The organism is Streptomyces sp. NPDC049577 (assembly GCF_040675635.1).
In the GTDB taxonomy this organism is placed as follows: domain Bacteria; phylum Actinomycetota; class Actinomycetes; order Streptomycetales; family Streptomycetaceae; genus Streptomyces.
This window is the reverse complement of record NZ_JBFAPH010000522.1, coordinates 1-2,739: the sequence shown is the minus strand read 5'-3', so window position 1 is coordinate 2,739 and position 2,739 is coordinate 1. Positions and strand designations below refer to the sequence as shown.

At 72.9% G+C, this 2,739-nt stretch carries 3 protein-coding genes; 2 read left to right on the top strand and 1 reads right to left on the bottom strand.

What is annotated here, in order from left to right; genetic code table 11:
- On the bottom strand, positions 1 to 294 hold a 294-nt coding region (locus tag AB0K09_RS32070; protein ID WP_366068911.1), incomplete at its 3' end, for a PHP domain-containing protein.
- 170 nt (positions 295 to 464) lie between these two features.
- Here AB0K09_RS32070 and AB0K09_RS32065 point away from each other — a divergent pair.
- The gene (locus tag AB0K09_RS32065) at positions 465 to 1,505 is read left to right on the top strand and encodes a DUF3533 domain-containing protein (protein WP_366068910.1); all 1,041 of its coding nucleotides are present in this window, start codon (positions 465 to 467) and stop codon (positions 1,503 to 1,505) included.
- Between the two features lie 530 nt (positions 1,506 to 2,035).
- Positions 2,036 to 2,739 (top strand): tectonin domain-containing protein (locus AB0K09_RS32060; RefSeq protein WP_366068909.1); only part of this gene is annotated, 704 nt, incomplete at its 3' end.

Sequence of the window (2,739 nt, the reverse complement as noted above, 5' to 3'; positions counted from 1 at the left end):
GCCGCCGCACCCCCGCGCGCGGCGGCGGACCGCGTGCGGCCCGGGCCCGGGTGCCTCCGGCTCGCGGACGGCCAGGTCGACGCCGAACAGCGGCCGCACCCCGGCCCGGGCGCTCGCCCGGGCGAAACGGACGGCCCCGGACAGGCTGTCGCGGTCGGTGAGGGCGATCGCGTCCATGCCGCGCTCGGCGGCCCGCTCGGCCAGGCGCTCGGGGTGCGAGGCGCCGTACCGCATGGAGAAGCCGGAGGCGGTGTGCAGATGCGTGAAGGCCGTGACGGTGCAGTGCCCGCTCATCGCACCTCCTGCCTTCTGGCTGATTCCTTTCGCCCCTCCTGCCTCCACCATAAACCACTTCTCGAACGTTCGTACGAATGAATCCGGCCGGGCACCCCGGGGCACTCCGGCGCCACTCGAACGGCCCGCCCCGCCCTGCGTCCGCCCGCCCGGGCCCGCAGGCTCGGGGCATGGCCGATACCCCCGGCGCCGGCGGCGCCGGCTTCCTCGGAGAGCTGCGGGACGCGGTCCGGGGCCGGGCCGCGCTCATGGTCACCGGCGCGCTGGTGCTCCAGCTGGCCTTCGTCCTGTCCTACGTCGGCGCCTTCCACGCGCCGAAGCCGAGCGAGATCCCGACGGGCGTCGTCGCCCCGCGCGCGATCAGCGGGCAGCTGGTGCAGAAGCTCGGCGCACTGCCCGGCACACCCCTGGACACGCGCGCGGTCCGCGACGAGGCGGAGGCCCGCCGGCTGATCGACGAACGCGAGATCGACGCAGCACTCCTGGTCGACCCGCGCCGCACCACCGACACCCTGCTCGTCGCGAGCGGCTCGGGGGCCTCGCTCGCCCAGGCGGCCACGGCGGTCGTCACCCAGGCCGAGAAGACGGAGGGGCGCGCGCTCCGGGTCCAGGACGTCGCCCCCGCCGACCGCGGCGACTCCCGCGGCCTGACCTCTTTCTACCTGGTGATCGGCTGGTGCGTGGGCGGCTACCTGTGCGCCGCGATCCTCGCGGTGAGCGCCGGCGCCCGCCCGGCCAACACGCACCGCGCCGTCATCCGGCTGGGCGCGATCGCGGTGTACGCGATCGGCTCGGGCCTGCTGGGCGCACTCATCGCCGGCCCCCTGCTGGACGCGCTACCGGGCGGCATCCTGCCGCTGTGGGGCCTGGGCGCCCTGGTGGTCTTCGCGGTCGGCGCCCTCACCCTCGCCCTCCAGGGCCTGGCGGGCATCGTCGGCATCGGCCTGGCGATCGCGATCGTCGTCGTCCTGGGCAACCCGAGCGCGGGCGGCGCCTACCCCTACCCCCTCCTCCCACCCTTCTGGCGCGCCATCGGCCCCGCCCTCCCCCCGGGCGCGGGCACCTGGTCGGCCCGCTCCATCTCCTACTTCCACGGCAACGCACTGACGTGCCCCCTGCTGATCCTGTCCGCCTGGGCGGTGGCGGGAACGGCGGTGGCCCTCGCGTGCGCGGTGGTGCGGGGGCGGCGGGGGCGGGCGGAGACGGGGTAACAACAGCTGACACAGCACCACTGGCTCGTGACGGCTGACGGCATCTGCCCCCGCGACATGAATCGGGCAGCGAATGCCATCCGTGAACAAGACTCCGGACGCCGGCCACCTCGCGCACGGACTGCCCGTCACCGTTGATCAGCGACGTGCGGGCGATGACTGCGTCCGGAGCCAGGAGCCGGAGGCCGGTCTCCGCCGCGGCCTTCGCCCCCCCCGTACGGAGTCGCGGGATCGGGCAGACACATCTCGACATAGCGGGTGCGCGCCGTGGCGGTGTGCACGTCCTGCCGCTCCGGCGAGCGCAGGCACGGGGGTGCGGAAGCCCAGCGTCTGGTATCGCGTGGCAGGCCGAATTTGAGCCGATCTGCTCCGCTCAGCGGGCTATCCGCTGGACGTTCGACCCCCGCCGAACAACTATGCCTGCATCGTTCGCGCACGCCTCAAGGCGAAAGGGCACCCCCATGCGCAAAAGACCACGAAAAGGGTACAGACGCATCGGTCAGCTGGTCAGGCCCCTGAGGGCAAGCCTGGTGGCTGCTGCGGCGGTTGGGGCACTTCTGGTCGCGGTGCCGGGCACCGCCACGGCCGCACCCCAGCACACTGCCGCCACCTCCGGCTCCTCGATTGCCGCAGCCCGCGACGGAGACGGCTGGCTGGAGCTGTTCGGCACCGACAGCACCGGAGGCGTGTGGCACCGCCGACAGTCCTCCATCTTTAGCGGCGGCTGGACGAACTGGTACAAATTCGATGGCGCCCTGGTCTCCGTCGCCTCCGAGACCAATGCCGATGGGCGAGTGGAACTGTTCGGCGTCGACAGCACCGGCGGCGTGTGGCACCGCTGGCAGACCTACCCGGGCAGTTGGTCCGACTGGTACAAATTCGACGGCGGGCTCACGTCGATCGCCGCAGCCCGCAACGCGGACGGCCGACTGGAGCTGTTCGGCACCGACAGCACCGGCGGCGTGTGGCACCGCTGGCAGACCTCCCCCGGCAACGGCGGCTGGACGAACTGGTACAAGTTCGACGGCGCATTGACCCAGGTTGCCGCCGAGACCAACGCCGATGGGCGAGTGGAACTGTTCGGCGTCGACAGCACCGGCGGCGTGTGGCACCGCTGGCAGGCCTCCCCCGGCGGCAGCTGGTCCGACTGGTACAAATTCGACGGCGGGCTCACGTCGATCGCCGCAGCCCGCAACGCGGACGGCCGACTGGAGCTGTTCGGCACCGACAGCAC